Genomic DNA, 25,930 nt, shown 5'->3' on the forward strand with positions numbered 1-25,930 from the left:
CCGGCGCCGCTGGGCCCGCCTCAGCAGCCCCCCGCGCCCACATGGCCCTGGATCGCCGCCGCCGCAGCGGTCGCCGCCGTCCTGCTGATCGGGGCCCGCTTCCGGCTGCGCCGCCGCAAGCAGGGCGCGGCGGAGGAACCGCCCTACGAAGCCGAAGCCGCGCCGCCGCCCGTGCCGGCTGCACCCCCGCCGCAAGCCGGGGCAATGCCTGCCCCGCCCGAACCCAAGCCCGCGCCGGACGATGCCGACCGCCCATGGATCGATCTCGCCATGGACGTGCAGGCCGCCCGCCTGACGTTGCTGGGCGCGACCATCGCCTACCGGCTGACGCTCCACAATCGCGGCAGCCGCACGGCGGAGGACATCCTGGTCCGCAGCCTGATCGCCAATGCCGATGCGCAGCAACAGGCGCTGTTCCAGCCATTCTTCGCGGGCGAAACCGGCCTCCCTGTCCATTCGGTGGTATCCATCGCGCCCGGCGAGACGCAGAAGCTCAGCGGGGAAATGCGCCTGGACGCGCAGGCGATAGCCGCCATTCCCATGGGCCAGCGGGCCCTGCTGATCCCGCTGATCGCCTTCGACGCCCGTTATAGCTGGACAGGCGACCGCGAAGGCACGGGACGCAGCGGCAGCGTCTTCATCGTCGGGGAAGAACAATCGCCCCCGGTCGAGCGCCTCTCCCCCTTCCGCCTTGACCTTGGCCCGCGCCAATACCGCACCCCCGGCAGCCGCGCGACCGCGCTCAACCTCTCCAGCTAAGGCCAATCGGCCCTTCCCACCTCTGCCCGCCGCTCCTAGAATGGCTCTGCGCCACCCATGCAGGTGGCCGAACGAGCGAGGGAGCAAGGGCACGCATGGACATATTGGTATCGACCGACTGGCTTGAGGGAGAATTGGGCAAGCCCGACCTCCGGATCGTCGACGCCAGCCTGTTCCTTCCCGGCGTGCCCCGCGATCCCGGGGCCGAGTTCGAGGCCGTCCATATCCCCGGCGCCGCGTTCCTCGACCTGCCCAGCCTCGCCGACGCGGAAGATCCGCGCCCCGGCATGCTGCCGACCGACGATTTCATGACGGAGCGCTGCCGCCGGCTGGGCATCGACGCGGACAGCCGGATCGTCGTCTATGACAACAGCCCCACCCACAGCGCGGCGCGCGGCTGGTGGATGATGCGCCTCTATGGCGTGGGCAAGGGCGCGGCGATCCTCGACGGCGGCCTGCCCAAATGGCTGGCGGAGGGACGGCCGACGGAAAGCGGCATGCCGCCGCCACGGCCCGGCAATGCCGTTGCGAAACGCGCCGTCGGGCAGGTCCGCACCAAGGAGGATCTTGTCGCCAACCTCGAAAGCCAGGCCGAACAGGTGCTCGACGCACGCGGCGCGGCGCGCTTCGCGGGGGAGGAGAAGGAGCCCCGCCCCGGCATGGCGTCGGGCCATATTCCGGGCAGCCGCAACATTCCCTCCTCCATCTTCTATCATGCCGACAACAGCATGAAGCGGGGCGAGGACCTTCGCCGCCTGTTCCTCGACGCCGGGACCGATTTCGACCGTCCGATCATCACGAGCTGCGGCAGCGGCGTGACGGCGGCGATCCTGCTCGCGGGCCTCGAACTGCTCGGCAAGACCGACGTCACCCTCTATGACGGAAGCTGGTCCGAATGGGGGCTGGACCCGGCCACGCCGAAAGCGACCGGCCCCGCCGCATGAGCCAGGATGCCGACAAGCCGCGCGACCGCAAGCCCCTGACCCAGATCGCACAGGCAGGCCGCAAGCCCGAATGGACGGGCATGCCGGGCCAGCCCGGCGGCATCGTCAACCCGCCGGTCTGGCGGGCCTCCACCATTCTCTACGACGATGTCGCGCATCTGCGCAGCGCGGCGGGGCGCAGCACGCATGAACGCCTGTTCTACGGGCGCAAGGGCACGCCGACGGCATGGAGCCTGTCGGACGCCCTCACCGAAATGGAGCCGGGCGCCGAAGGCACCATGCTCTACCCATCGGGCGTGGCGGCCATCGCCTGCGCGCTGATGGCGGTGCTGAAACCCGGCGACCAGCTCCTGATGGTCGACAGCGCCTATGACCCGACCCGCAATTTCTGCGAGCAGATGCTGTGTCCGCTCGGCATAGAGACGGTCTATTACGACCCGACCGTGGGCGCCGGGATCGCGGACCTCATCACCGACGCCACCCGCGCCATCTTCCTGGAAAGCCCCGGCAGCCTGACCTTCGAGGTGCAGGACGTTCCCGCCATCACCGCCATAGCCCGCGACCGGGGCATCGCGACCCTGATCGACAACACCTGGGCCACGCCCTGGTTCTTCCCGGCGCTCAGCCATGGCGTCGACATCAGCATCCTCGCCTGCACCAAATATATCGTCGGCCATAGCGACGTGATGATCGGATCGGCGACGGCCACCCCGGCCTTCTTCCCGAAAATCCGCCAGGCCGCCTATCTGTTTGGCCAGATGACCAGCCCCGACGACGCCTGGCTCGCCGCGCGGGGCCTGCGCACCCTGGGCGTCCGCCTCAACCAGCACCAGGCCAGCGCCCTGCGCATCGCGCAATGGCTGTCGCAGCAGCCCGATGTCGCCCGCGTCCTCCACCCGGCCCTGCCCTCCTGCCCCGGTCATGCCCTGTGGCAACGCGATTTCACCGGCTCCAGCGGCCTGTTCAGCTTCGTCCTCAAGGGCGGCGATGAAAAGGCCCGCGCCGCCCTGATCGACGGTCTCGCCCATTTCGGCATCGGCTATAGCTGGGGCGGCTTCGAAAGCCTCGCCCTGCCCGTCGATCCGGCGCGCTACCGCACCGCCACCGCCTGGCAGGCGGAGGGGCCGCTCGTCCGGCTCCAGATCGGGCTGGAGGACAGCGACGACCTGATAGCCGATCTCGACGCGGGCCTTGCCCGCTTCCGGGCCATGCGCGGATGACGCCGGGCTTGCCCGATCTCCTGTCCCTGTTGCCGGGCGATCCCGCCATCGTCCATCCCCTGGTCGCGCTGGCGCTGGCCGTCGCCATCCATCTGGTCGCCAGCGCCGTCGCCCGGTTCGCCTCGCCGCGCCTGCGTCACCGCTTCCGCGCCCTGGGGGAGGCGCTGGCGGGGCATCTGCGCCCGATCCTGCGCCACGCCATCGCCGCCCTCGTCATGACCCTGGCCGTCGCCTTCTGGCCGATCGGGGACTTCGCCCATCTGATCCTGAGCGCCGCGCTCGCCCTGTCCCTCTCGCTGCTGGCCGTGCACATATTGCGCAGCCTCGCCATAGCGCGCCTTGCCGTGCTGCCGATCGCCCTGCTGCTGTTCGTGATGGTCCTTTCCGGCAGCAGCGGCGGCTTCGCCCCGGTGGCGGACATGCTGGACGGCGTGGGCCTCGACCTCGGCAGGCGGCGCGTCTCCCTGCTCGGGCTGGTCAGCATGGCCGCGATCTGCGTCGCGCTGTTCGCCCTGGTCCGCCTGGCCAACCGCATCGTCGGACGCAGCATCAGCCGCGCCCATGGACTGGACGCCACGCAGAAGCTGCTGGCGCAGAAGCTGGCCGCCATCGTCGTGGTCGTCGCCGCCTTCTTCATCGGCGTCGACCTGCTGGGGATAGACCTCACCGCCTTCACCGTCTTCTCCGGCGCGCTGGGGCTGGCCGTGGGTTTCGGCCTGCAGAAGACATTCGGCAATCTGATCGCCGGGATCATCCTGCTGATGGACCGATCGATCAAGCCGGGCGACGTCATCGTCGTGGGCGACAGCTTCGGCTGGGTGAACAAGATCGGCGTGCGCGCCGTCAGCGTCATCACCCGCGACGGCAAGGAACATCTGATCCCGAACGAAAACCTGATGACGCAGGAGGTGGAGAACTGGTCCTATTCCGACCGCAACGTCCGCGTCCGCATCCCCGTCGGCATCGGTTATGACAGCGACCTGAAGCTGGCGCAGGAACTGATGCTGCGCGCCGCGCAGGAAAGCCCCCGCGTGCTCCGCAATCCCAAGCCCAATGTCTGGCTCACCGCCTTTGGCGAGAACCGGGTCGAACATGACATATTGGTGTGGATCAGCGACCCGGAAAGCGGCGTCGGCAATGTGAAGTCCGATGTGCTCGGCCGGCTCTGGCTGCTGTTCCGCGAACATGGCATCACCATCCCCTATCCGCAGCGCGTCATTCACGCGGCGCGGGATTCAGCGCCCCTTTTCCCCTAGCCGGCCCGTCCCGAATTGCGGCAAAAACCGTGCGCGGCCGCGCCCGGTGCCATAATCATGCCTGATTTTGTTGCAGACCAGCAACATTACAGCAGCAAACTTCATCGACTAGCAATAAAATCTTGTGCGCCGCAGCGGGGAAAGGCATCCCCTCCTTCGTTGAGGCAACCCGGTCCATCCCGTGCAGGGCGATAGAGATCCGGGACCATGACGCAGGTGGGACGATCGCAGATACCATCAAGGGGAAATCATATGCGTAAGTCCATACTCGGCCTCTCGGCCCTTGCCCTTGCCGCCATGTCGGCACCGGCCTTCGCTCAGGACGAGCCCACTCCGGATCTCACCGTGACCGGCAACGCTGCCGTGGTCACGGATTATCGCTTCCGCGGCATTTCGCAGACGGACAAGCGCTTCGCATTGCAGGGCGGCCTCACCGTGACGCACAGTTCGGGCTTCTACGTCTCGACCTGGGGCAGCTCGATCGATGACTATGTCGCCGCTGGCAGCGATCAGGAACTTGACCTGATCGCCGGTTACTCCAAGACCGTCGGCGCGGCCACGTTCGATGTCGGCGTACTCTATTATTACTATCCCGGCTCGGGCGGCGGCAACACCGACTTCGTCGAGCCTTATGCATCGATCAAGGGCACCTTCGGCCCGGCGACCGCCAAATTGACCGCCAACTATGCTCCCAAGGCCAAGGCGCTCACCGTCGACGGCGTTCACAAGGAAGACAATCTGTACCTTGCCGGTGACCTGTCGGCCAGCATTCCGAATTCCCCGCTGGGCGTGTCGGCACATCTGGGCCACAGCTTCGGGCCGAGCTATCTCGTTCCCGTGGGCAAAGGCTATACCGACTGGAGCATCGGCGCGACCTACACCTGGAGCCATTTGACCTTCGGCGTCAGCTATGTGGACACCGACACCCATTTCCGGCCGAATGCTGGCGCTGGCAACTTCCGCGATGCCGCCAGGGGCGGCGTGGTAGGTTCGGTTACCGCGTCCTTCTGATCGCACGACAAGTTACGAAGGGCCGCGATCCATTCGGTCGCGGCCTTTTTTTGTCCTTTGCAGCTCGCCTGCATGCAGGTCGCAACCTATAATGCGCCGATGACCGCCCTTTCGCTCATCCTCATCTTCCTCGCGACAGTCGCCGCGATGGAGGGCTTCGCCTATGTCATGCACCGCTGGGTGATGCACGGGCCGGGCTGGTTCCTGCACGCCAGCCACCATCGGGAACGCACCGGCCGCTGGGAAGCGAACGACCTCTATTTCGTGATCTTCGCCATGCCCTCCATCCTGCTGCTGCTGGGCGGCGTGCAGTGGCAGTGGGGCGACTGGGCGACGGCGATGGGCGCCGGCATCGCGGCCTATGGCGCCATCTATCTCGGCTTCCACGACATCATCGTCCATCGCCGCATCGGCCATCGCCACGTCCCCCGCTCCGCCTATATGAAGCGGATCGTCCAGGCCCATCGCCTGCACCATGCGGTGGAGACGAAACAGGGCTGCGTCAGCTTCGGCTTCCTCGTCGCGCCGAGTCCGGAAGTGTTGAAACGCACACTCGCGCGGAACGGCAAGGTGGGGCTGCGCGCCGCCAAGGGCGTTTTGGAAAGCTGAACGGGCGAACGGAAGCTGCCCCGCCTTCTAAGCACTTCCCACTCCGCCGAAACCCCGGTAAGTGCCGGCAATGGCTTCGCATCCCGCGCCCATTGCGCGTTCGCTTTTCGTCTTTTCGATCTTCTACGGCGGCATGGTCTGCATTGCGGGCGTGCTCGGCAACAAACAGGTGACGCTGGGGCCGCTGTCCGCCATCGGTCCCTGGTTCGGCCTTGGTCCGCTGGCGGTGGAGGCAGGCATATTCGCCTTCCTGCTGCTGGTGACGATTTCCAGCGCCGTGGCGGAACTGCATGGCCGCGCCGTCGCCAACCGGCTGGTGCAGGTGGGCTTCCTGCCGCTGATCGCCTCCATATTGCTGTCCATCGTCGTGCTGTCCGTGCCCGCCGCCAGCAACATGGACCCGGCAAGGCGCGACGCCTTCGCGCTGATGATGGGCGGCACGCCGCGCATCTGGCTGGGCGGGATCATCGCCTATGGCATTTCGCAGACGCTGAACGTCACCCTCTTCGCCGCGCTCAAGGGGCGGGAGGGCAGCCGCCTGCTCTGGCTGCGCGCCGCGGTCGCAAGCATATTGTCGCAGATCGCGGATACCCTGCTCTTCGTCTCCATCGCCTTTTACGGCGTGTTCCCGATCGGAGAGCTGCTGCTGGGCCAGATGCTGGCGAAGATCACGCTGTCGGCGCTGCTGGTGCCGCCCGTCATCTATGCGCTGGTCGCGCTGGGGCGGCGGCTGGATCGTTAGCTTGCGGCTGGGCGCATAGTGCCCTATGCGCCCGCGCATGAACAGCAAGCACGCCCCCGATCCGGCGCTCCTCGCCAAGGCCGAAACCCTCGTCGAAGCATTGCCCTATATGCAGCGATATGCGGGCAAGACCTTCGTCGTGAAATATGGCGGCCATGCCATGGGCGATCCGGAGGCGGCGCGCGATTTCGCGGAGGATGTCGTGCTGATGAAGGCGGTCGGCATCAATGTCGTCGTCGTCCATGGCGGCGGACCGCAGATCGGCGCGATGCTGAAGAAGCTGGGCGTCGAATCGCAGTTCGTCGGCGGCCTGCGCGTCACTGACAAGGAAACCGCGCAGATCGCGGAAATGGTGCTGGCCGGATCGATCAACAAGGAGATCGTGGGCTGGATCTCCGGCGCTGGCGGCCGCGCGGTCGGCATTTCGGGCAAGGATGGCGGCCTGGTCCTCTGCGAAAAGGTGCTGGGCAAGCGGGAGGCGGACCCCAATTCCGGCATAGAACGCAATGTCGACCTGGGTTTTGTCGGCGATCCGGTGCGGGTCGACCGCAGCATCCTCGACACGCTGACGCAGAACGGGATCATTCCGGTGGTCGCGCCGGTGGGCATCGGCGCGGACGGGCACACCTACAATGTCAATGCCGACACCATGGCAGGGGCCATAGCGGCGGAATTGCAGGCGTCGCGCTTCTTCCTCCTCACCGACGTGGCGGGCGTGCTGGACAAGCAGGGCCAGTTGCTGACCGATCTCGACCCGGCGGCGATCCAGGGACTGGAGGAGGACGGCACCATCAGCGGCGGCATGATCCCGAAGCTGGAAACCTGCGTCCGTGCGGTGGAAGGCGGGGTGGACGCCGCCGTCATCCTCGACGGCCGGGTGCCGCATGCGATGCTGCTGGAAATCTTCACCGATCGCGGTGCGGGCACGTTGGTGCACCGGTGATCGGACGGTAAGGCCATGTGCTCCCGCCCGCGCAGGAGCACACTCATCTGCCTCTTCAACGTCCCTTGAGAAGCAGCGCCGGATCGGCCCAATGATAGCGCTGCTCCGGCAAGGTGCGCCCATCGGGACCGGCTTTGGCCGTGTTTTCCACCACGAGCCCGCCGCGATGCCCATAAAATCCCCGCGCCGCATGATTGTCGGCATAGCACCAGAGGTACAGGCCGCTTCCGGGGAAATGCTCCAGCGACCATCGGGCCGCCTCGGCCAACAAGGCGCTGCCCAGCCCCTTGCCCCTGGCGTCCGGCAGGGCATGGAGATTGTCGACCAGCGTGCCCCAGCGCGGATGATCCGCGCCGACCAGGCAGGCGAAGCCGACCGGCCGCCCCTCCTCTTCCGCGACGATGATCCGCTGTGTGGGCGCTGCTTCGGCCAGCCGCCGCCTCCAATGCGCCAATCGCTCCGCCTCGATCCCGCCCGCCAGATAGGCCGGGTCCATGAAATGCGCATAGGCGCCGCGCCAGCTTGCCACATGGCAGGCGGCGATCAGCGGAGCGTCCTCGGGCGTGGCGTCGCGAAATTCCATGGGGCGGGGTATAGCGGCGGGGCCGGCGAAATCCATGCCGCTGGCCGAACGGGCCTTGCATCTGGTGGAATAATCCCCCACCGCGCTGGCGATGCAGGCATCCCCTCGGCTCCATCAGCTTTGCTTTCCGCGATTTCCGGGCCGTCTGATGTTCCATCCGGCTTGAAATCGCTCTAGAGCGAATGCCCATCAATTCGGAGATCGCATGGCCTACGCCCTCTATCAGATCATCGTCATCCTGCTCGATGTGCTGTGGTGGATCATCATCATCCAGGCCATCATGAGCTGGCTGATCGCCTTCAATGTCGTCAATCTCTCCAATGATTTCGTGCGCACCGTGATGGTCGCGCTGGATCGGATGACGGCGCCCATCTACAATCCCATCCGCCGGGTGCTGCCGGACCTGGGCGCGCTCGACCTGTCGCCCATGGTCGTGCTGCTGGGCATCCTCATCATCCGCCAGGCCATATTGCCGCCGCTGTTCGGGCTGGTGTGACGGTCTGGAGCCGGGACGGCGACGATCTCCTCCTCTCCGTCCGTCTGACGCCGGGCGCGACGCGGGAGGAGGTCGGCGGCGTCTGGACGGACGACAGGGGCGCGGCGTGGCTGAGCGCCCGCGTCCGCGCCGTGCCGGAAAAGGGCAAGGCCAATGCGGCGCTGATCGCGCTGCTGGCGAAGCGGCTGGATTGGCCCCGCAGCGCGATTTCGCTGGAATCGGGCGACACCAACCGGCTAAAGCGGCTGCGGATCAAGGGGGGCGGTGAAGCGTTGGCCTATGGCCGGCTCTCCACCATTATCGAAGAACAGGGTGAAGCATCATGACCATCGGCAAGATCATCGACGGCAAGGCCTTTGCGGAGACGCTTCGCGGCAAGGTCGCGGACGGGGTCGGCGCTTTCATAGCGAAGACGGGACGCAAGCCGGGTCTGGCCGTGGTGCTGGTGGGCGAGGACCCGGCCAGTTCCGTCTATGTCCGCAACAAGGGCAAGATGACCGTCGCCGTGGGCATGGAAAGCATGGAGTTCAAGCTGCCCGCTTCCATAGGCGAGGAGGAATTGCTGGACCTGGTCGAGGAACTGAATGCCGACGACCGGGTGGACGGCATCCTCGTCCAGTTGCCGCTGCCGTCGCACATCAACGAAGCATCGGTGATCGGCACGATCGATCCCGCCAAGGATGTGGATGGGTTCCATGTCGTCAATTCGGGCCTGCTCGCCACGGGGCAGGAGGCGCTGGTGCCCTGCACGCCGCTGGGCTGCATCATGCTGCTGAAGGATGAGCTGGGCGACCTTTCCGGCCTGGAGGCGGTGGTCGTCGGCCGCTCCAACATCGTGGGCAAGCCGATGGCGCAATTGCTGCTGGCGGAAAATTGCACGGTCACCATCGCGCACAGCCGCACGCGGGACATCGCCTCGGTGGTGCATCGCGCCGACATCGTCGTCGCCGCCGTGGGCCGGGCGGAAATGGTGAAGGGCGAATGGATCAGGCCCGGCGCGACCGTGATCGACGTCGGCATCAACCGCATCACCGATACGGATGACGGCAAGAGCCGGATCGTCGGCGACGTCGCCACGGCAGAGGCGCTGGCGCATGTCCGCGCCATCACCCCGGTGCCGGGCGGCGTCGGGCCGATGACCATCGCCGTCCTGCTGCGCAATACGCTGGTGGCGGCGCATGCGCGGGCCGGACTGCCCAAGCCGGAGGGGCTGTGAAGGCGCGCGCCGCGCTTCTTGCCCTGACATTGCCGGCGCTGGTGGGCGCGCGCCCGCCCATGCGTTATCAACCCGATCCCAGTTCCGTATTCGCCGCCGAACTCGCCTTCAACCGGCTGGCGCAGCAGAAGGGGCAATGGACCGCCTTCCGCGCAACGGCGGCGGACGAGGCGGTGATGTTCGTGCCGCAGCGGGTGCTGGCGAAGCAATGGCTGAAGGGCCGCGCCGATCCGCCCGCCCCGGTAAGCTGGACGCCGTCGGCCATCTATGTGTCCTGCGACGGCAATCTGGCGGCCAGCACCGGCGGCTGGAAGCGGCCGGACGGATCGGTCGGCTATTTCACCACCATCTGGCAACGGGACAGGAAGGGCGAATGGAAATGGATCATGGACCATGGCGACACGCTCGCCAGCGCCCGTGAAGCGCCCGAATTCCTCATCGGCAAGGTCGCGACCTGCAAGCGCGGCCGCGCCGGCGACGCCCCCCGGCCGGCCGTTCCCCCTCCGGATCGCAAAACGGGCGGGATACAGCCGGCTCCCCGCGACGAAAGCCTGAGCTGGAGCGCAGAGGCCGCCGCGGACGGCAGCCGCCGCGTGACCGTGCGCATGTGGAACGGCACCGGCTATGAAACGGTGATCGACGACAGGGTGGCCGCGGCGCAATGACGGAACTGTTCATCTCCGCCTTCGTCACCCTGTTCGTGGTGATCGACCCGCCGGGCTGCGCGCCGATCTATGCCAGCCTCACCACCGGCGCGACGCAGATTCAGCGGCGCGGCATGGCGATCCGCGCCGTGGCCATCGCCGCAGGCATCCTGCTGCTGTTCGCGCTCTGGGGCAAGCAGTTGCTGGGCGTGCTGGGAATAGAGCTTGACAGTTTCCGCATCGCGGGCGGGATCATGCTGTTCATCATCGCCATGGACATGGTGTTCGAAAAGCGCACCCAGCGGCGAGAGGACCGGGCCCAGAAGATCGCGGAAACGCCCGAGGTCGAGGATGTTTCGGTCTTCCCCATGGCGATGCCGATGATCGCCGGGCCGGGTTCGATCGCCACGGTCATGCTGCTGATGTCGCGGGCGGAAGGGCTGAGCGAGCGGCTGGTGGTGATCGGCGCGGTGGTCGTGACGCTGGTGCTGATGCTGGGGTCGCTGCTGGCGGCGGGGCCGATCATGGCGCTGCTCGGCGCCAAGATCGAAGCGGTGATCACGCGGCTGCTGGGCGTCCTGCTGGCGGCACTGGCCGCTCAGTTCGTGATCGACGGGCTGAAGGCCAGTTTCTAAAGCGCACCGCGTTAATCGGGAGCGGGCAGGAGCCCGGTCGACACGTCTGGACCACGCAGACGGAACAAACTTCAGCCGCCCGTCGCCCAATGACGGAATGGACTCAGCGGCTCCACCGGGCCCAGATCGCGGTGGGCAGCATCAATCCGCGCGCCTCTTCGCGCACCGCCAGTTCGCCCGCTTCCACGGTGCCCGGCAGATCGGCAAAGGCCTGGCGCAGCAATTCCCCGATGGCCAGCGCCGACATGCGCACGGCATAGACGGTCAGGAACAGAAAGCGGCTGTCCGCATCCAGCAATTGCCGGCAATGGGCGATCAGCCCCGGCAGATCCTCCTCCAGCCGCCAGACCTCACCATCGGGCCCACGGCCATATTTGGGGGGATCGAGCAATATGCCGTCATAGCGCCGCCCGCGCCGCACCTCGCGCGCGACGAACTTCGCCGCATCGTCGACGATCCAGCGGACCGGCCGGTCCTCCAGCCCCGACAGCGCGGCGTTGGCCCGCGCCTGCGCCACCGACTTCTTGGAGGCATCGACATGCACCATCTGCGCGCCCGCCGCCGCCATGGCCAGCGTGCCGACGCCGGTATAGCCGAACAGGTTCATCACCTGCGCCTGATCCCCGGCGCTGACCTTGTCCGCGACCTTGCCGCGCATCCAGTCCCAGACCGGCGCCATGTCGGGAAAGAAGCCCAGATGGCGAAAGGGCGTGCAACTCGCCTGGAACGTCACCTCGTTCCAGCGCAGGGGCCAGCCTTCGGCCGGCACGGGGCGCTCGTAGAACCAGCGCCCGCCGCCCTCCTCGTCGGAACCGGGGACGAATTCGCCGTCGGCCTGCCAATCGTCCTGCGCCGGCGCCCACATCGCCTGCGGCTCCGGCCGGATGAAGCGGTAACGGCCATAGCGCTCCAGCTTCCGCCCATGACCCGAATCGATCAGGCCATAATCGGACCAGGACTCGCCTATAAGGGTCTGGAGGTTCACCTCAGCCCCTCGGCGTCGCCCGCTCCGCGACATAGGCCGTGACCGCGTCGAAGGTGCCGGGCAGCTTGGCATAGGCCTCTTCCCGCGCGAACAGGTCGCCCACGCGCGAAGGCAGCGAGGGGCGGATTCCCGTGGCCCGCTCGACCGCCGTGGGGAACTTGGCCGCATGCGCCGTCGCCAGCGTGACCACCGGCACCGCCGGGTCGAGGTCGATCGCCCGCGCCGCCGCCAGGCCGACCGCGCTGTGCGGATCGATCACCTGCCCCGCCGCGTCATAGGCCCAGCGCATCGCCATGGTCATGGCGTCGGCATCGACCCGCGCCGACGCGAACAGCGCCGATGCGCCGTCCCGCTGCGCATTGGTGAGGCGCATCGCCTTGCTCGCCTCGAATCCCTTCATCTGCTCCGCCAGCGCCCTGCCGTCGCGCCCGCCCGCGTCGAACAGCAGCCGCTCGAAGTTCGAACTGACCTGAATGTCCATGCTGGGGGTGGCGGTCGCCACCACCTGCCCCTGGCTATAGTCACCCTCCGACAGCGCGCGGTGGAGGATGTCGTTGACGTTGGTCGCGACCATCAGTTTCGCGACCGGCAAGCCCATCTTCGCCGCGACATAGCCCGCGAACACATCACCGAAATTGCCGGTGGGGACGGAGAAGGCGATGGCGCGTTCGGGCGCCCCCAGACGAACCGCGGCGTAGAAATAATAGACGACCTGCGCCATCAGCCGGGCCCAGTTGATGCTGTTCACCGCCGACAGGTTGAAACGGCGCGCGAAGCCGGCGTCGTTGAACATCGCCTTCACCAGCGCCTGCGCGTCGTCGAAGCTGCCGTCGATGGCGATATTGTGGACATTGGGCGCCAGCACCGTGGTCATCTGCCGCCGCTGCACGTCCGACACGCGGCCGTCCGGATGCAGCATGAAGATGTCGATCTTCTCACGTCCGGCGACCGCATCGATCGCCGCCGATCCGGTGTCGCCGGACGTCGCGCCGACGATGGTCAGATGGTCGTCCCGACGCGACAGGAAGCGCTCGAACAACTGGCCCAGCAGTTGCAGCGCCACATCCTTGAACGCCAGCGTCGGCCCGTGGAACAGCTCCAGCAGCCAATGCCGGTGGTTGAGCTGCACCAGCGGCGTCACCGCGTCATGGCTGAACCGGCCATAGGCGGCGGTGCACAACTCCCGCAATTCCTCTTCGCCCAGCGATCCGGCGACGAAAGGCGCCATGACCCGTACCGCCGTTTCGACATAGGAAAGGCCCGAAAGCGCGCGAATCTGGTCTGCGGAGAAGCTGGGCCAGCTTTCCGGCACATAGAGACCGCCATCGGACGCCAGCCCGGCCAGCGTCACATCCTCGAACCCGAGCGCAGGCGCGCTCCCTCTGGTGCTCACATAGTGCATGATGGGGTAGCGCGGTAACGCCGGACGCGCCTTCGGGCAAGCATTAAGGTCGCGGCGTCCGTCTGCGCAACGCGAGGAGGTAGATGACTGCCGCGATGCCGGCGAAGAAGAACCATTGCACGGCATAGGCCAGATGGTTGTTGGGCACGTCGGCGGCGGTGGGCGGCGCCAGCGGCTTGAGACCCGGCACCGGTTCTCCGGCGATCAGCATGGGCCGCAAGGGCATGGCCCGGCCGCCGATCCGCGACAGGAGCGAGCGGTGATCGGGTTCCTCCCCGATCCAGCCGCGCATCTGACCGCCCTGCCATTGGGGCTTGGCGTCCGGCGTCCTGGCGACGCCCGCCGCCACCAGCACACCCGGCCCCTCGATGCCCGTCGCGCATTCGGCAATATAGCGGTAGCCGACCGATCCATCGGCGGCCCGCCCGGCTTCGCTGCGCCAACGAACGACGCGAAGGCAGTGGGTGGAGGAGCGCCGGAACAGAAGTTCGGGCGGCACGGGCGGATGGGCGGGAAAGGCGATGGCAGGCTTGGCCGGATTCGCCGCGACCAGGCTCAGCGTCGCCTCCTTCTCCGCCCGGCGTTGAAGCTGCCAGACGCCAAGGCCGATCATCACCAGCACCGCCGCCGCGACGATCAGCGTCGGGACAAGAGGCAGGCGGCGGCTCATGCCTCGCGGTCCCCGGCGGTCAACCGTCCCTCGCGCGCCTTGTTGCGATATTCCAGGATGAGCAGCGCGCCCTTCGCCACCCGCAGGCTGCCGATCACGGCCAGGACGGTCAGCGGCGTCCAGAGCAGGATGTGCAGCCAGAGCGGCGGGTGGACCTTCAATTCCAGCATCAGCGCCATCGCCACCATCAGCGCGCCGATGATCAGCGTCAGGAAGGCGGCAGGGCCGTCCCCGACATTGAACTGGCCATAGTCCAGCCCACAGGACCGGCACGAAGCGGCAAAGCGAACGGGCCCCGCGAACAGCGTCGACGCGCCGCATCGCGGACAGGCGCCCATGGCCGAAGCGATCAACAGCGGCTGCGGCATGGGGGATTGAGGATCTAGCGAGGACATGGGGTCAGGCATAATGCCCGCCGCCGAAAAAGAAAACGGCCGGAACAGGTCCGGCCGTCTTTCGCAAATCCATCGGCGGAAGGATCAACCGCCGTGGACCGGCGCGCCCCAGCCGCCCCAGACATAGATGGCGACGAAGAGGAACAGCCACACCACGTCGACGAAATGCCAGTACCAGGCAGCCGCCTCGAAACCGAAATGCTGGCGCGGGGTGAAGTCGCCCCTGTGCGCGCGGATCAGGTTCACCAGCAGGAAGATGGTGCCGATCAGCACGTGGAAGCCGTGGAAGCCCGTCGCCATGTAGAAGGCGGAGCTATAGGGGCTGCCGCCGAAGGGGAACGGTGCATGGGCATATTCATAGGCCTGGATGGAGGAGAAGAGGACACCCAGGATGACCGTCAGCGTCAGCCCCTTCTTCAGCCCCTCGCGGTCGCCGTGGATCAGCGCATGGTGCGCCCAGGTGACGGTCGTGCCCGAGCAGAGCAGGATCAGCGTGTTGAGCAGCGGCAGCTCGAAGGCGTTCATCACCTCGATGCCCTTCGACGGGAACAGGCCCTCGATCGGCGCCAACTGGCTGGGGAAGAGCGAGAAGTCGAAGAAGGACCAGAACCAGCCCACGAAGAACATGACTTCCGACGCGATGAACAGGATCATGCCGTAGCGCAGGTGAAGCTGCACCACCGGCGTATGATCGCCCGCATGCGCCTCCGCGATGACATTGGCCCACCAGCTGTACATGGTGAACAGCACGCCCGCGACGCCGATCAGGAACACCCAGCCGCCGCCGGCGGGCAGCGCATCGGGATGCATCCACATGATCGCGCCGAAAGCCATGACCAGCGCCGACATGGAGCCGAAAAAGGGCCAGATGCTGGGCGGAAGAATATGATAATCGTGGTTCTTGGCGCCTGCCATGACGTTTCTCATCCCCGTTCGCGTTATGATTGTGCCTTAGCTTGGCTTCTTGTCCTGCTCAACAGGATAGAAGGTATAGCTGAGCGTGATTTCCTGCGTGTCCTTATTGTCGGCGTCCGTCAATATCTTCGGGTCGACATAATAGATCACCGGCATGCGCACCTGCTCCCCCGGCTGCAGCGTTTGCTGGGTGAAGCAGAAGCACTGGATCTTGGTGAAATAGGCGCCCGCCTGAAGCGGCGTGACGTTGAAGCTCGCGGTCCCCGTCACCGGCTTGTCCGACATGTTCTTCGCCACGAAGATCGCCATGTTGCGCGCGCCGACCGTCACGGTCTGGGTGCGGCGTTCGGGATGGAACTGCCACGGCATGCCCGGCGCCACATTGGAATCGAAGCGGATCGACATGCGGTGGCCCACCGCTTCCCTGACCTGCACATCGGCGGCCGCCCGCTGCGTGGTGCCGCCGAAGCCGGTCTGCTCGCAGAACATGCGGTAGAGCGGCACGGAAGCGAAACCCAGGCCCAGCATGGCGAGACCGACGCCCGCCATGCCGATCATGGTCCGCCGGTTGCGGCGGTCCCGGTCGAAAGGCGATGGCGGCAGGCTCGCCATCACTGGCCGCCGCCGATCTTGGCGATGGTGATCGCGTAGAAAAGGATGACCAGCGCGCCCAGCAGCACGCCCGTCACGATGGCACGGGATTTCTGCCGCGCGCGGACCTGCCGGTCTTCCTCGGGGGTCATGCGGCCACCCAGCGGTCCACGACCACCGCGCCGAAGAGGAGGAAGAGGTAGAGGACCGAATATTTGAACAGGCGCTTTTCCGGGGTCATGCGCGCGGGATCGCTCTCGCGCCGGCGGAACACCTGAAAGGCCAGGGCCACGAACAGCGCCGTGCCGAGCAGGGCCGTGGTGCCATAGATGGGCCCGGTGAGGCGCAGCAGGACCGGCGCCATGGCGGCGACGGCCATGATCGCGGTGTAGAACCAGATCTGGCGCCGCGTCGCCACCTCGCCGGAAACGACCGGCAGCATGGGAATGCCGGCGGCGGCATAATCCGTCTTCACGAACAGGGCCAGCGCCCAGAAATGGGGCGGCGTCCAGAAGAAGATCAGCATGAACAGCGCAACCGGCAGGGCGCCGATGTCGCCCGTCACCGCCGCCCAGCCGATGACGGGGGGGAAGGCGCCCGCCGCGCCGCCGATGACGATGTTCTGCGCCGTCCTGGGCTTGAGCCAGATGGTGTAGACGAAGACGTAGAAGAGGATCGACACGGTCAGCACCGCCGCCGCCAGCCAGTTGGTCGCGACGCCCATCAGCAGGACCGAGAAGAAGGAGAGCCCGACACCGAAATGCAGCGCCGACTGGCGGTCCATCCGCCCGGCCGGCAGCGGCCGGTTGGCCGTGCGCTTCATCTTCGCGTCGATGTCGGCTTCATACCACTGGTTGAGCGTCGCCGCGGCGCCCGCGCCCAGCGCGATGCAGAGAATCGCCGTGAAGGCCAGAACCGGGTGGATATGTCCCGGCGCCGCGAGCAGACCGCACAGCCCGGTAAAGACGACCAGCGTCATCACCCTGGGCTTGGTCAGCGCGACGAAGTCCCGCCAGTGCGCGGGAATCACAGGAGCCGAACCTTCGGTCATGATCGGCGTGCTTGCCATAATCTCCTCATGCGGCAACCCGGCGCGACGGCCGCGCCGGGATCGCCCTGATTCCGGGATTGGCGGCCTTTACGCCAATCCGGGCGTTCCGGCAAACCGGAACGCCCTTGCCTGCGGTCAGTCGATGACCGGCAGCGTCTCGAACTGGTGGAAGGGCGGCGGGCTGGACAGGGTCCATTCCAGCGTCGTGGCGCCTTCGCCCCACGGATTGCCCTCCGCCTTCTTGCCGGCGACCAGCGACCAGACAAGGTTGACGAAGAAGATCAGCATGCCGGCCGCCATGATCTCATAGCCGTGGCTGGCGACCTTGTTCCAATAGGCGAAGGCTTCCGGATAGTCGGGATAGCGGCGCGGCATGCCCGACAGGCCGAGGAAGTGCATCGGGAAGAACAGCATGTTCACGCCGACGAAGAACACCCAGAAGTGCAGATGGCCGAGGAACTCGTTGTACATCCGGCCCGACATCTTCGGGAACCAGTAGTAGAAGCCGGCGAACAGCCCGAACACCGCGCCCAGCGACAGCACATAGTGGAAATGCGCGACCACATAATAGGTGTCGTGCAGCACGTCGTCCACGCCGCCATTGGCCAGCACCACGCCGGTGACGCCACCCACGGTGAACAGGAAGATGAAGCCCAGAGCCCAGACCATCGGGGTCTTGTAGCTGATCGACCCGCCCCAGATCGTCGCGATCCAGGAAAAGATCTTGATGCCGGTCGGCACCGCGATCACCATGGTGGCGGCGGTGAAGTACATCTTCACGTTGACCGACATGCCGGTGGTGAACATGTGGTGCGCCCAGACGACGAAACCGACGACGCCGATCGCGACCATGGCGTAGGCCATGCCGAGATAGCCGAAGACCGGCTTGCGGCTGAAGGTCGAGACGATCTGGCTGATGATGCCGAAGCCCGGCAGGATCATGATGTACACTTCGGGGTGGCCGAAGAACCAGAAGAGATGCTGGTACAGTTCCGGATCGCCGCCGCCGGCGGCATCGTAGAAGGTCGTGCCGAAATTACGGTCGGTCAGCAGCATGGTGATCGCGGCGGCAAGCACGGGAAGCGCCAGCAGCAGCAGGAAGGCGGTGACCAGCACCGACCAGACGAACAGCGGCATCTTGTGCAGGGTCATGCCCGGCGCGCGCATGTTGAGGATGGTCGTGATGAAGTTGATCGCGCCCAGGATCGAGCTGGCGCCCGCGATGTGCAGCGACAGGATCGCCATGTCGACCGCCGGCCCCGCCGAGCCGCTGGTGGAGAGCGGCGCATAGACCGTCCAGCCGGTGCCCGCGCCGTTTCCGGTGCCGCCGGGCACGAAGGTCGAGCCGAGGAGCAGGACGAAGGCGGGGATGAGCAGCCAGAAGCTGATATTGTTCATCCGCGGGAACGCCATGTCCGGCGCGCCGATCATGATCGGCACGAACCAGTTGCCGAAGCCGCCGATCATCGCGGGCATCACCATGAAGAAGACCATGATGAGGCCGTGGGCGGTGATCAGCACGTTCCACAGGTGATAGGCCTGGTCCAGCGTCGCTTCGGGACCGTCGCTGAACTGCGCCCAGGTCTGGAGATACTGGATGCCCGGCTGCGCCAGTTCGGCGCGCATCAGGCCGGAAATCGCGCCGCCGATGATGCCGGCGATGATCGCGAAGATCAGGTAGAGCGTGCCGATGTCCTTATGGTTGGTCGACATGAACCAACGCTGGAAGAAGGCCGGCTTGTGGTCGGCGTCATGATGCTCATGAGCATGATCGCCGTGATGATCTGCGGTAATGGTGGTCATGGCGTCTATGCCCTTACATCAAAGCTTGGCGGCAGGAGCGGCTGCGGGCGCGGCGGCTTCGGCCGTGGCCGCGGGTGCGGCGGCCTTCAGCGTGCCGCCCTGCGACAGCAGCCACTGGTCGAACTGCGCGGGCTCCAGCGCCTCGATCGCGATCGGCATGAAGCCGTGGCGCGCGCCGCAAAGCTCGGAACACTGGCCGTAATAGACGCCCGGCTTCTCGATGGTGAAGCTCTTCTCATTCAGGCGGCCCGGCACCGCGTCCATCTTCACCCAGAGCGAGGGGACCGCGAAGCTGTGGATCACGTCGGCGCCGGTGATGATCAGCTTGATCGGGCGGCCGACCGGCAGGACCAGACGATTGTCGGGCGCCAGCAGATAGGGCTCGCCATTCGCCTCCGCCTTGTCCTTGGGCAGCATGTTCGAAACGAATTCCGGAATGCCGTTGTCGGGATATTCATAGCCCCAATACCATTGATAGCCGGTGACCTTGACGGTCAGCGCATCCTTGGGGGCGGGCTTGTACTGGTCCGCCAGCAGGCCGATCGACGGCACGGCGATGGCCAGCAGGATCACGACCGGCACCACGGTCCAGATCACCTCGATCACCGTATTGTGCGATGTCTTGGACGGCGTCGGATTGGCGCTGCGGCGGAACCGGACCATCACATAGAGCATCAGGACCAGGACGAAGATCGAGATGATGGTGATGATCGGCACCAGCATCACGTCATGCAACCAGCGCGCCGTGTGCCCGGTGGGCGAGAACTGCTTCTGGAGGGTGATTTCGCCCGGCATCGGCATGCCGATGCCCGGAGTGGGCTTCATCCGGGGCGGCGCGGCCACCTTCGCCGCGGGCGCGGCATCCGCGGCGGGCGCCGCTGCATTGCCGGCCGAATCAGCGGCCGCGGCTTCGTTCCCGGCGGCTGGAGCCGCGACGGCGGCATTGTCCTGGGCCAGTGCCGGACCGTTCATGGCGAGCGTGGGCGCAAAGGCCAACAACCCGGCGAGAACGAGCGATTTCACCTTGTTCATAAGCGTCTTCTTACCCCGTAACCCCTTGGCGCCGCTGCAACGAAGACACACGCATACACGTCCCCCCCGCCCGTATCGGTCTGCCGCAGCTTATAAGCATCTTTTTTTACGCCTCAAGCTTCCACAACCAGATTTTCTTCGCTGTTGCAACGCCTAGTTGGTGAGCCTATCTCGCTCTCCGCGCACAGGGGCGCGATCATGGGGCGACCCATGAAGGGTAAGCCATGGATCGAAGACACGGATGACCGACGAGGAAGTATTAGCGGAATTCAGGGCTGCAGGCGCGTTGCTGGAGGGGCATTTCATTCTGTCCTCGGGCCGCCGCAGCGCCAATTACCTGCAGTGCGCGCGCGTGCTGATGAACGCGGAACGCGCAGGGCGGCTGGCGCGCGCCACGGTGCAGAAGCTGCCGCGCGAACTGCGGCAGGAAATCGACCTGGTGGTCTCCCCCGCCATGGGCGGCCTCATCATCGGCCATGAAATCGGCCGCGCGCTCGACAAGGATGCCGTGTTCCTGGAACGCCCCGAAGGCACGTTCGAACTGCGCCGCGGCTTCGCCATCGCGCCGGGGCAGAAGGTGCTGATGGTGGAGGACGTCGTCACCACCGGCCTCTCCTCCCGCCAGGCGATAGAGGCGGTCGAGGCGGAGGGCGGCATCGTCATAGCGGAAGCCGCGCTGGTCGACCGTTCCGCCGGAGAGGTGGAGCTGGGCGTGCCCTTCTATCCGCTCGTCAGCATCAACTTCCCGGTCTACGACGCCGATCAGGTCCCGCCCGAACTGGCGGCGATCCCGGCGATCAAGCCGGGCAGCCGGAAGCAGTAGCCCATGTCCCGAACCCCCGCTCATCTGCGCCTGGGCGTCAACATCGATCATGTGGCGACCATCCGCAACGCGCGCGGGGGAACGCATCCCGATCCCGTCAAGGCCGCGCTGCTGGCGGCCAAGGCGGGCGCCGACGGCATCACCGCCCATCTGCGCGAGGACCGGCGGCATATTCGCGACGAAGACATCGCCACGCTGATGGCGGCGCTCACCGTGCCGCTGAACCTGGAAATGGCGGCGACGCAGGAAATGCTGGGCATCGCGCTCCGGCATCGGCCGCACGCCGCCTGCATCGTGCCGGAAAAGCGGGAGGAACGCACCACCGAAGGCGGGCTGGACGCGGCCGGGCAGATCGACGCTCTCGGCCCGATCGTCGATGCGCTGGGCAAGGCCGGCGTGCGCGTCAGCCTGTTCATCGAGCCCGATGCCGCGCAGATCGAGGCGGCCATGCGCCTGGGCGCGCCGGTGGTCGAGCTGCACACTGGCCGCTACGCGCATCTGGAGGGTTCCGAGCGGGCGGAGGAACTGCGCAGGCTGGCCGATGCGGCAGCGCTGGCGGCCAAGAACGGCATCGAACCCCATGCCGGCCATGGCCTGACCTTCGACAATGTCGGGCCGGTCGCGGCGATCCCCCAGGTCGCCGAACTCAACATCGGCCATTTCCTGATTGGGGAAGCGATCTTCGGCGGGCTGGAGAGCAGCATCCGCGAAATGCGCCGGCAGATGGATCTGGCCCGTTGATCGTCGGCCTCGGCTCCGACCTCTGCAATATCGAGCGGATCCAGAATTCGCTCGACCGCTTCGGCGAGCGGTTCGAGAATCGCGTGTTCACCGATGTGGAGCGGGCCAAGGCCAACCGCCGCCCCTTCACCAGGGCGGGCACGCTCGCCAAGCGCTTCGCCGCCAAGGAGGCTTTTTCGAAAGCGGTCGGCACCGGCTTCAACCGCGGCGTGTTCATGAAGGACATCGGCGTCGTCAACGGCCCCAGCGGCGTGCCGACGCTGCACCTGACCGGCGGGGCGCTCGCCCGGCTGGAATCGCTGGTTCCGGCGGGGCACCGGCCGGTCGTTCACCTGACGCTCACCGACGATCATCCATGGGCGCAGGCCTTTGTGATTATCGAAGCCCTGCCGTTATAAGCGTCGCACCTCTCCAGCCGGAAATCCTCCCATGACGGCAGCCGACATGACCGAAAACGAATCCGCCCCGTCCGAACAGCCCAGCCCGGCTTCCGAACCGGAAAAGGCATCCCTCGACTGGTGGCACGAGGCGAAGAGCATCGCCCTGCTGATCCTGGCGGTGCTGGCCTTCCACAGCTTCGTCGCCAAACCCTTCTACATTCCCAGCGAATCGATGATGCCGGTGCTGTTGAAGGGCGACCGGCTGGTGGTCAGCAAATATCCCTATGGCTGGTCCTATGTCTCCCCCAGCTTCCACCCGCTGCCCTTCCTGAAAGGCCGGATCTTCGGGCGCCTGCCGGAGCGGGGCGACATCGTCATCGTCTCTCCGCAGAACAAGCGGGAGGATTATATCAAGCGGGTCATCGGCCTGCCCGGCGACATATTGGAGGTGCGCGGGGGCCAGGTCGTGCTGAACGGCGTGCCCGTGCCGCAAAGGGTGTTGAAGCCCATCCGCATTCCCGTGGACGGCAACGCGCCCTGCCCGCCCATGCAATTTCCCGGCGCGCTGGTGACGGACGCCAACGGCAAGAGCTGGTGCGAACTGCCGGTGCGGCAGGAGGTGCTGCCCAATGGCAGGAGCTACGTCACCATCGACATGGGGCCAAGCACGCTCGACTGGTACGGGCCAGTGCGGATTCCGGCGAATCACGTTTTCCTGATGGGCGACAATCGCGACAACAGCGCCGACAGCCGCGCACCGCTGGAGGAGAACGGACTGGGCGGGCCGGTGCCGTGGGAAGCCATTGGCGGGCGGGCGGAATTCATCACCTTCTCGCTTGACGGCGATGCATCCTGGAACCCGCTGAGCTGGCTCCATGCCTTCCGCGGTGGCCGCGCGGGGAACAGCCTGCGCCCGGCGAGCGTTACCCCGCCGAAATAAGCATTTCACGATAGGGGCTTGGGTTGAGCGGGACGAAAATCCACATAGAGGAACCCGGCCCCAGCGAGTTGCGCAGCCCGCTGGTCCAGCATGAGATCAAGCGGGCCGGCGTGTGGTTCGCCATCGGCATCGCCATCGCCCTGCTCGTCCTGCTGGCGCAGCCCATCATGCTGATCATGGGCGCGCTGGTGCTGACGACGATGATGGACGGCGGTACGCGGCTGCTGGGCCGGGTGCTGCCCATCGGGCGCGGCTGGCGGCTGGCCATCGTGCTGATCGCCGCCCTCGCCTTCCTGGTCTATACCTTCTACCTGACCGGCTCGAGCCTGGCGGCGCAAGCGCAGGCGATGCGGGTCATCGTGGAGACGCAGGTGAACCGCATCGGCCAGTGGCTCCAGCAACTGGGCGTCACCACCACGCCGGAGGATTTCAAGAGCCTGGCGCAGCAGGCGATGAGTTCGCTCGGCCGGGTGACGGCGGCGGTAGGCACCATGGTCGGCGCAATCACCAGCGGCGTGATGATGCTGGTGCTCGCCATCTTCATCGCGATCGAGCCCAAGCTCTACGAGCGCGGCGTCGCCTGGATGCTGCCGATGGACAAGCGCGGCCGCTTCTACGCCATTGCCGACAGGATGGGCTGGACCTTGCGGCGGCTGATGTTCGGCCGGCTGATCGGCATGGCGGTGGAGGGGGTGGGCACCTGGCTGCTGCTCTGGGCGGGCGGCGTGCCGATGGCGGGGCTGCTGGGCATATTGACCGGGCTGTTCGCCTTCCTGCCCAATATCGGGTCGATCATATCGGGCGTGCTGATCGTGCTGGTCGGCTTTTCCGCCGGTGTGGATGCGGGGCTCTACGCTTTCGGGGTCTATCTGGTGGTGCAGATCGTCGACGGCTACCTGATCGTGCCGATGGTGGCCAAACGCGCCACCGACCTGGCGCCCGCGCTCGTCCTTGCGGCGCAAATCCTCTTCGGCGCGCTGTTCGGGATCATGGGACTGTTCCTCGCCGACCCCATCGTCGCGATGATCAAGGTCTATCTGGAGGAGCGGTCGAAAGCGCTGGAGGCGGAGAATGACAGGAGCGCGGCGGTTCCGGTCGCAGGATAGATGGTCCCCGCGCCTTACCCCTGCGAAGGCAGGAATCCAGTCCCGCCATTAGCGGATCATGGCACGGCCTGAACCGGGCTCCCGCCTCCGCAGCAGCGGATTGCAGATGGACAAGGCAAATCCGCCACGAAAAAGGGCCGGGAAAATCCCGGCCCCTTTTTCGCTTTTCGACTGTTGCCGACCTTATTGGCCCGGCACGCCCTGCGGCATTCCGCCCTGCTGCTGCATCATCTGCTGCATGCGCATGATGTCCGCCTTGGACTTGAAGTCATGCAACTGGACGTCGAACACCAGCACGGAATTGGCCGGGATCGGCCCCGCCGCCTGCTCGCCATAGCCAAGCTGCGGCGGAATCCACAGGCGATACTTGCCGCCCTTCTTCATCTTCTGCAGGCCTTCGGAGAAGCCGGGAACCACGCCGTCCACCGGCATGGCGGTCTGCGGATTCTCGTCGAACACGGTGCCGTCGAGCAGCGTGCCCTTATAGCCTACCAGCGCCACGTCGGCGGGCGTCGGGCTGGGACCGGCGCCTTCCTCCAGCACCTTGAACTGCAGGCCCGATTCGGTCGTCACCACGCCCTCTTCGCCGCCATTATGCGCCAGGAAGCTGGCGGGCGAAGGCTTCACGCCCTGCTGCCCGGCCCAGGCCAGACCACCGGCCGCCAGCGCCACCACGGCGACACCCACCCAGAGCCGCGTCAGCGACCCCTTGGCGATAGGATGAAGGGGAACGGCCGTGGTCGACATGGCTTAAGCCTCGCAAATTGGTGCGGGTGATGTTTTCTGTCAGCAGAGGGACGGGACGATCGGTCGACCGTCCCGACAAAGGCGGTCCTTAACGGACGCCGTCGCGCTCGGCGCGCTTGCGCTCCAGCTTGCGGGCGCGGCGAACGGCGGCAGCCTTTTCGCGCGCGCGCTTTTCGGACGGCTTCTCATAGTGACGGCGCAGCTTCATCTCGCGATACACGCCCTCGCGCTGCAGCTTCTTCTTGAGCGCGCGCAGGGCCTGGTCGACATTGTTGTCGCGAACGATGATTTGCATAAGCCAGTCAAACTCCAGTCGAAAACGGACGGATCGCCAGGAAACATAACCCTTCCCGACGGGCCGCCCGAATGAAATAGCGGTGAGTCGCCGCAGGTCACCCTGCGCCGTGTGGGGCGCGCCCTACCAGCAGAGTCGCGCAAATTCAACCCAAAAGCCGTTTTTCTCGACAGGGGCGCGGGACAGGCAGATAGTCGCCCCATAAACAAGGAGGAGGATCGCCATGGCAACTGCCGCCAGGACCACGGGCCAGCGCCCCGACATGTCGGCCACGGAATGGGCCGCGCGCCAGCAACTCGCCGCCTGTTACCGCATTTTCGACCATCTCGGCTGGTCGGAACTGATCTACAACCACATCACCCTGCGCGTGCCGGAGGAGGAGAACGCCTTCCTCATCAATCCCTTCGGCCTGCTCTATGGCGAGGTGACGGCGTCGAACCTCGTCAAGATCGACATGGACGGCCATGTGCTGGACGGCAGCCCCTATCCGGTGAACCGCGCCGGCTTCACCCAGCACAGCGTCTTCCACCGCCACCTGCCCGACGCGCATTGCATCATCCACACCCATACCACCGCCGGCATGGCCGTCAGCGCCACGCGGGAGGGGCTGACGCCGACCAATTTCTACGCCGCGGCCTTCATCGGCCGAATCGCCTATCATGACTTCGAAGGCGTCACGATCCGGCCGGAGGAAGGGGAACGGCTGATCGCCCATCTGGGCGAGCGGCGGATCATGATGCTGCGCAACCACGGCACGCTGGTCATGGCGCAATCTCTGCCGGAAGCCTTCCTGATCCAGTGGATGCTCCAGCGCGCCTGCGAAATCCAGGTCGCGACCGGCGCCGCCGGAACGCCGGTCGACATCCCGCCGGAGGTCATCGCCGTGCACCAGCGCGACCTCAGCGGCGTGCAATTGCCGCTCGGCCCGGGCGTGCCCGATTTCGAAGCGATGGTGCGCAAGATCGACCGGATCGATTCGAGCTGGCGGGACTAGAC

Annotated in this window: 31 protein-coding genes and 1 pseudogene; 19 read left to right on the plus strand and 13 right to left on the minus strand. The window is 66.3% G+C overall.

The window, feature by feature from the left end; translation table 11 throughout:
• The 8 genes and pseudogenes from K7W03_RS17550 to argB all read left to right on the plus strand — a co-directional run.
• A pseudogene (locus K7W03_RS17550) lies at window positions 1–759 on the plus strand (hypothetical protein); the annotation flags it as partial.
• A 95-nt stretch (window positions 760–854) separates the two neighbouring features.
• Window positions 855–1,703 (plus strand): sulfurtransferase, encoded by an 849-nt coding sequence (locus K7W03_RS17555; protein WP_222886936.1) that lies wholly within the window; start codon window positions 855–857, stop codon window positions 1,701–1,703.
• Window positions 1,700–2,923 carry a cystathionine beta-lyase gene (gene metC / locus K7W03_RS17560; protein ID WP_222886937.1) on the plus strand — a complete coding sequence of 408 codons (1,224 nt, stop codon included), beginning with the start codon at window positions 1,700–1,702 and terminating at the stop codon, window positions 2,921–2,923. Before K7W03_RS17555 ends, metC begins: the two co-directional genes overlap by 4 nt.
• On the plus strand, window positions 2,920–4,179 hold the full coding sequence (locus tag K7W03_RS17565; RefSeq protein ID WP_222886938.1) for a mechanosensitive ion channel family protein: 1,260 nt from the start codon (window positions 2,920–2,922) through the stop codon (window positions 4,177–4,179). Before metC ends, K7W03_RS17565 begins: the two co-directional genes overlap by 4 nt.
• Before the next feature lie 252 nt (window positions 4,180–4,431).
• Complete coding sequence (locus K7W03_RS17570; protein ID WP_044661418.1) at window positions 4,432–5,190, plus strand: TorF family putative porin; 759 nt, start codon at window positions 4,432–4,434, stop codon at window positions 5,188–5,190.
• A gap of 99 nt (window positions 5,191–5,289) precedes the next feature.
• The gene (locus tag K7W03_RS17575; RefSeq protein ID WP_222886948.1) at window positions 5,290–5,799 is read left to right on the plus strand and encodes a sterol desaturase family protein; all 510 of its coding nucleotides are present in this window, start codon (window positions 5,290–5,292) and stop codon (window positions 5,797–5,799) included.
• Window positions 5,800–5,869: 70 nt separating this feature from the next.
• Window positions 5,870–6,541: a queuosine precursor transporter gene (locus K7W03_RS17580; RefSeq protein WP_222886939.1), complete on the plus strand. Its 672-nt coding sequence runs from the start codon at window positions 5,870–5,872 to the stop codon at window positions 6,539–6,541.
• A gap of 25 nt (window positions 6,542–6,566) precedes the next feature.
• Window positions 6,567–7,484, plus strand: a complete 918-nt coding sequence (gene argB, locus K7W03_RS17585) for an acetylglutamate kinase (RefSeq protein ID WP_025549349.1) — start codon at window positions 6,567–6,569, stop codon at window positions 7,482–7,484.
• Between the two features lie 55 nt (window positions 7,485–7,539).
• Here argB and K7W03_RS17590 read toward each other — a convergent pair whose 3' ends face one another.
• On the minus strand, window positions 7,540–8,103 hold the full coding sequence (locus K7W03_RS17590) for a GNAT family N-acetyltransferase (RefSeq protein ID WP_226870264.1): 564 nt from the start codon (window positions 8,101–8,103) through the stop codon (window positions 7,540–7,542).
• A gap of 169 nt (window positions 8,104–8,272) precedes the next feature.
• Here K7W03_RS17590 and K7W03_RS17595 point away from each other — a divergent pair, with 169 nt between their 5' ends.
• Genes K7W03_RS17595 through K7W03_RS17615 form a run of 5 tightly spaced genes read left to right on the plus strand, consistent with a single transcriptional unit; the run spans window position 8,273 to window position 11,058 of the window.
• On the plus strand, window positions 8,273–8,563 hold the full coding sequence (locus tag K7W03_RS17595; protein ID WP_007688568.1) for a YggT family protein: 291 nt from the start codon (window positions 8,273–8,275) through the stop codon (window positions 8,561–8,563).
• A complete protein-coding gene (locus K7W03_RS17600) occupies window positions 8,560–8,889 on the plus strand; it encodes a DUF167 family protein (RefSeq protein WP_025549347.1) in 330 nt (109 codons plus the stop codon). Before K7W03_RS17595 ends, K7W03_RS17600 begins: the two co-directional genes overlap by 4 nt.
• Window positions 8,886–9,779, plus strand: coding sequence for a bifunctional methylenetetrahydrofolate dehydrogenase/methenyltetrahydrofolate cyclohydrolase FolD (gene folD / locus K7W03_RS17605; protein ID WP_025549346.1), 894 nt, complete (start codon window positions 8,886–8,888; stop codon window positions 9,777–9,779). Before K7W03_RS17600 ends, folD begins: the two co-directional genes overlap by 4 nt.
• Window positions 9,776–10,444, plus strand: coding sequence for a hypothetical protein (locus K7W03_RS17610; RefSeq protein WP_048576251.1), 669 nt, complete (start codon window positions 9,776–9,778; stop codon window positions 10,442–10,444). The genes folD and K7W03_RS17610 overlap by 4 nt, the downstream gene beginning before the upstream one ends.
• Window positions 10,441–11,058 (plus strand): MarC family protein, encoded by a 618-nt coding sequence (locus K7W03_RS17615; RefSeq protein WP_025549344.1) that lies wholly within the window; start codon window positions 10,441–10,443, stop codon window positions 11,056–11,058. The genes K7W03_RS17610 and K7W03_RS17615 overlap by 4 nt, the downstream gene beginning before the upstream one ends.
• A 103-nt stretch (window positions 11,059–11,161) precedes the next feature.
• Here K7W03_RS17615 and K7W03_RS17620 read toward each other — a convergent pair whose 3' ends face one another.
• The 10 genes from K7W03_RS17620 to coxB all read right to left on the minus strand — a co-directional run bounded on the left by K7W03_RS17620 (window position 11,162) and on the right by coxB (window position 19,902).
• Window positions 11,162–12,043 (minus strand): class I SAM-dependent methyltransferase, encoded by an 882-nt coding sequence (locus K7W03_RS17620; protein ID WP_065847057.1) that lies wholly within the window; start codon window positions 12,041–12,043, stop codon window positions 11,162–11,164.
• Between the two features lies 1 nt (window position 12,044).
• Window positions 12,045–13,445 (minus strand): threonine synthase, encoded by a 1,401-nt coding sequence (gene thrC / locus K7W03_RS17625; protein ID WP_044661411.1) that lies wholly within the window; start codon window positions 13,443–13,445, stop codon window positions 12,045–12,047.
• A 43-nt stretch (window positions 13,446–13,488) separates the two neighbouring features.
• Window positions 13,489–14,115, minus strand: coding sequence for an SURF1 family cytochrome oxidase biogenesis protein (locus K7W03_RS17630; RefSeq protein WP_025549341.1), 627 nt, complete (start codon window positions 14,113–14,115; stop codon window positions 13,489–13,491).
• Entirely contained in the window at window positions 14,112–14,483 is a 372-nt protein-coding gene (locus K7W03_RS17635; RefSeq protein WP_413469339.1) for a DUF983 domain-containing protein, read from the minus strand. The genes K7W03_RS17630 and K7W03_RS17635 overlap by 4 nt, the downstream gene beginning before the upstream one ends.
• A gap of 111 nt (window positions 14,484–14,594) precedes the next feature.
• Window positions 14,595–15,425, minus strand: coding sequence for a cytochrome c oxidase subunit 3 (locus tag K7W03_RS17640; RefSeq protein WP_025549339.1), 831 nt, complete (start codon window positions 15,423–15,425; stop codon window positions 14,595–14,597).
• Between the two features lie 36 nt (window positions 15,426–15,461).
• The gene (locus K7W03_RS17645; protein ID WP_025549338.1) at window positions 15,462–16,037 is read right to left on the minus strand and encodes a cytochrome c oxidase assembly protein; all 576 of its coding nucleotides are present in this window, start codon (window positions 16,035–16,037) and stop codon (window positions 15,462–15,464) included.
• Window positions 16,037–16,168: a hypothetical protein gene (locus K7W03_RS28125; protein ID WP_255308763.1), complete on the minus strand. Its 132-nt coding sequence runs from the start codon at window positions 16,166–16,168 to the stop codon at window positions 16,037–16,039. The genes K7W03_RS17645 and K7W03_RS28125 overlap by 1 nt, the downstream gene beginning before the upstream one ends.
• Window positions 16,165–17,085: a heme o synthase gene (locus K7W03_RS17650; protein ID WP_044661408.1), complete on the minus strand. Its 921-nt coding sequence runs from the start codon at window positions 17,083–17,085 to the stop codon at window positions 16,165–16,167. Before K7W03_RS17650 ends, K7W03_RS28125 begins: the two co-directional genes overlap by 4 nt.
• Window positions 17,086–17,202: 117 nt before the next feature.
• Window positions 17,203–18,870 carry a cytochrome c oxidase subunit I gene (gene ctaD, locus K7W03_RS17655; RefSeq protein ID WP_044661407.1) on the minus strand — a complete coding sequence of 556 codons (1,668 nt, stop codon included), beginning with the start codon at window positions 18,868–18,870 and terminating at the stop codon, window positions 17,203–17,205.
• Between the two features lie 18 nt (window positions 18,871–18,888).
• Window positions 18,889–19,902, minus strand: a complete 1,014-nt coding sequence (gene coxB / locus K7W03_RS17660) for a cytochrome c oxidase subunit II (protein WP_025551904.1) — start codon at window positions 19,900–19,902, stop codon at window positions 18,889–18,891.
• A gap of 241 nt (window positions 19,903–20,143) precedes the next feature.
• Here coxB and pyrE point away from each other — a divergent pair, with 241 nt between their 5' ends.
• Genes pyrE through K7W03_RS17685 form a run of 5 tightly spaced genes read left to right on the plus strand, consistent with a single transcriptional unit; the run spans window position 20,144 to window position 23,892 of the window.
• A complete protein-coding gene (gene pyrE / locus K7W03_RS17665) occupies window positions 20,144–20,725 on the plus strand; it encodes an orotate phosphoribosyltransferase (RefSeq protein ID WP_025551902.1) in 582 nt (193 codons plus the stop codon).
• Between the two features lie 3 nt (window positions 20,726–20,728).
• Window positions 20,729–21,466 carry a pyridoxine 5'-phosphate synthase gene (locus K7W03_RS17670; protein WP_044661405.1) on the plus strand — a complete coding sequence of 246 codons (738 nt, stop codon included), beginning with the start codon at window positions 20,729–20,731 and terminating at the stop codon, window positions 21,464–21,466.
• The gene (gene acpS / locus K7W03_RS17675; protein ID WP_222886941.1) at window positions 21,463–21,864 is read left to right on the plus strand and encodes a holo-ACP synthase; all 402 of its coding nucleotides are present in this window, start codon (window positions 21,463–21,465) and stop codon (window positions 21,862–21,864) included. The genes K7W03_RS17670 and acpS overlap by 4 nt, the downstream gene beginning before the upstream one ends.
• 31 nt (window positions 21,865–21,895) lie before the next feature.
• Window positions 21,896–22,786 carry a signal peptidase I gene (gene lepB, locus K7W03_RS17680; RefSeq protein WP_044661403.1) on the plus strand — a complete coding sequence of 297 codons (891 nt, stop codon included), beginning with the start codon at window positions 21,896–21,898 and terminating at the stop codon, window positions 22,784–22,786.
• Between the two features lie 23 nt (window positions 22,787–22,809).
• Window positions 22,810–23,892 (plus strand): AI-2E family transporter, encoded by a 1,083-nt coding sequence (locus tag K7W03_RS17685; RefSeq protein ID WP_025551896.1) that lies wholly within the window; start codon window positions 22,810–22,812, stop codon window positions 23,890–23,892.
• 183 nt (window positions 23,893–24,075) lie between these two features.
• Here K7W03_RS17685 and K7W03_RS17690 read toward each other — a convergent pair whose 3' ends face one another.
• Window positions 24,076–24,639, minus strand: coding sequence for an FKBP-type peptidyl-prolyl cis-trans isomerase (locus tag K7W03_RS17690; protein ID WP_044661401.1), 564 nt, complete (start codon window positions 24,637–24,639; stop codon window positions 24,076–24,078).
• 88 nt (window positions 24,640–24,727) lie between these two features.
• Window positions 24,728–24,934, minus strand: a complete 207-nt coding sequence (rpsU, locus tag K7W03_RS17695) for a 30S ribosomal protein S21 (protein ID WP_004208618.1) — start codon at window positions 24,932–24,934, stop codon at window positions 24,728–24,730.
• 223 nt (window positions 24,935–25,157) lie between these two features.
• On the opposite strand from rpsU, the gene K7W03_RS17700 reads away from it, so the two are divergent.
• Entirely contained in the window at window positions 25,158–25,928 is a 771-nt protein-coding gene (locus tag K7W03_RS17700; RefSeq protein ID WP_222886942.1) for a class II aldolase/adducin family protein, read from the plus strand.
• The last annotated feature ends 2 nt before the right edge of the window (window positions 25,929–25,930 follow it).

Origin of the sequence: Sphingobium sp. PNB, from assembly GCF_019873065.1 — a bacterium.
GTDB classification, from domain to species: domain Bacteria; phylum Pseudomonadota; class Alphaproteobacteria; order Sphingomonadales; family Sphingomonadaceae; genus Sphingobium; species Sphingobium fuliginis.

What these genes read in the sequence shown, in the direction of transcription:
- K7W03_RS17575 (WP_222886948.1), top strand. Translation starts at nt 5,290, where the DNA reads ATGACCGCCCTTTCGCTCATCCTCATCTTCCTCGCGACAGTCGCCGCG.
- K7W03_RS17670 (WP_044661405.1), top strand. Translation starts at nt 20,729, where the DNA reads ATGTCCCGAACCCCCGCTCATCTGCGCCTGGGCGTCAACATCGATCAT.
- K7W03_RS17635 (WP_413469339.1), bottom strand. Translation starts at nt 14,483, where the DNA reads ATGCCGCAGCCGCTGTTGATCGCTTCGGCCATGGGCGCCTGTCCGCGA.
- K7W03_RS17555 (WP_222886936.1), top strand. Translation starts at nt 855, where the DNA reads ATGGACATATTGGTATCGACCGACTGGCTTGAGGGAGAATTGGGCAAG.
- K7W03_RS17615 (WP_025549344.1), top strand. Translation starts at nt 10,441, where the DNA reads ATGACGGAACTGTTCATCTCCGCCTTCGTCACCCTGTTCGTGGTGATC.
- metC (WP_222886937.1), top strand. Translation starts at nt 1,700, where the DNA reads ATGAGCCAGGATGCCGACAAGCCGCGCGACCGCAAGCCCCTGACCCAG.
- K7W03_RS17565 (WP_222886938.1), top strand. Translation starts at nt 2,920, where the DNA reads ATGACGCCGGGCTTGCCCGATCTCCTGTCCCTGTTGCCGGGCGATCCC.
- lepB (WP_044661403.1), top strand. Translation starts at nt 21,896, where the DNA reads ATGACGGCAGCCGACATGACCGAAAACGAATCCGCCCCGTCCGAACAG.
- argB (WP_025549349.1), top strand. Translation starts at nt 6,567, where the DNA reads ATGCGCCCGCGCATGAACAGCAAGCACGCCCCCGATCCGGCGCTCCTC.
- K7W03_RS17645 (WP_025549338.1), bottom strand. Translation starts at nt 16,037, where the DNA reads ATGGCGAGCCTGCCGCCATCGCCTTTCGACCGGGACCGCCGCAACCGG.
- K7W03_RS28125 (WP_255308763.1), bottom strand. Translation starts at nt 16,168, where the DNA reads ATGACCCCCGAGGAAGACCGGCAGGTCCGCGCGCGGCAGAAATCCCGT.
- K7W03_RS17690 (WP_044661401.1), bottom strand. Translation starts at nt 24,639, where the DNA reads ATGTCGACCACGGCCGTTCCCCTTCATCCTATCGCCAAGGGGTCGCTG.
- ctaD (WP_044661407.1), bottom strand. Translation starts at nt 18,870, where the DNA reads ATGACCACCATTACCGCAGATCATCACGGCGATCATGCTCATGAGCAT.
- rpsU (WP_004208618.1), bottom strand. Translation starts at nt 24,934, where the DNA reads ATGCAAATCATCGTTCGCGACAACAATGTCGACCAGGCCCTGCGCGCG.
- thrC (WP_044661411.1), bottom strand. Translation starts at nt 13,445, where the DNA reads ATGCACTATGTGAGCACCAGAGGGAGCGCGCCTGCGCTCGGGTTCGAG.
- K7W03_RS17650 (WP_044661408.1), bottom strand. Translation starts at nt 17,085, where the DNA reads ATGGCAAGCACGCCGATCATGACCGAAGGTTCGGCTCCTGTGATTCCC.
- pyrE (WP_025551902.1), top strand. Translation starts at nt 20,144, where the DNA reads ATGACCGACGAGGAAGTATTAGCGGAATTCAGGGCTGCAGGCGCGTTG.
- K7W03_RS17590 (WP_226870264.1), bottom strand. Translation starts at nt 8,103, where the DNA reads ATGGATTTCGCCGGCCCCGCCGCTATACCCCGCCCCATGGAATTTCGC.
- folD (WP_025549346.1), top strand. Translation starts at nt 8,886, where the DNA reads ATGACCATCGGCAAGATCATCGACGGCAAGGCCTTTGCGGAGACGCTT.
- K7W03_RS17570 (WP_044661418.1), top strand. Translation starts at nt 4,432, where the DNA reads ATGCGTAAGTCCATACTCGGCCTCTCGGCCCTTGCCCTTGCCGCCATG.
- K7W03_RS17580 (WP_222886939.1), top strand. Translation starts at nt 5,870, where the DNA reads ATGGCTTCGCATCCCGCGCCCATTGCGCGTTCGCTTTTCGTCTTTTCG.
- K7W03_RS17700 (WP_222886942.1), top strand. Translation starts at nt 25,158, where the DNA reads ATGGCAACTGCCGCCAGGACCACGGGCCAGCGCCCCGACATGTCGGCC.
- K7W03_RS17640 (WP_025549339.1), bottom strand. Translation starts at nt 15,425, where the DNA reads ATGGCAGGCGCCAAGAACCACGATTATCATATTCTTCCGCCCAGCATC.
- K7W03_RS17630 (WP_025549341.1), bottom strand. Translation starts at nt 14,115, where the DNA reads ATGAGCCGCCGCCTGCCTCTTGTCCCGACGCTGATCGTCGCGGCGGCG.
- K7W03_RS17595 (WP_007688568.1), top strand. Translation starts at nt 8,273, where the DNA reads ATGGCCTACGCCCTCTATCAGATCATCGTCATCCTGCTCGATGTGCTG.
- coxB (WP_025551904.1), bottom strand. Translation starts at nt 19,902, where the DNA reads ATGAACAAGGTGAAATCGCTCGTTCTCGCCGGGTTGTTGGCCTTTGCG.